The following is a 236-nucleotide window of genomic DNA, read 5'->3' as shown; positions in this document are numbered from 1 at the left end:
CAATAGAATGACCCCCAGCAAAGCGGCCAATAGCGGCATCACTTCTCCAAAAGCGGCATCTTTCAAGAACACTTCATCTGCCACCCATACAAAAAACAAAGCCTGCCCAATCATTGCGAGCCCTTTTGCTAATGAGGCTAGAAACAACAACCGTATGCGATTGTTCTGGCTATAAGCCATTTGCTTCAAACTTCCCATTCCCATCGCCCTTTCTTTCACTTACCCCCATTATAAAG

General features: G+C 45.8%; 1 pseudogene. It reads right to left on the bottom strand.

Annotated features, from left to right (window positions below):
• Positions 1 to 219, bottom strand: a pseudogene (locus tag SB775_RS33780) (thiol reductant ABC exporter subunit CydD); the annotation flags it as partial.
• Positions 220 to 236: the final 17 nt, after the last annotated feature.

It is taken from the genome of Peribacillus sp. SIMBA_075, from assembly GCF_046534585.1.
The sequence above is the reverse complement of the archived record's forward strand: the minus strand, read 5'-3'. Positions and strand labels throughout refer to the sequence as shown.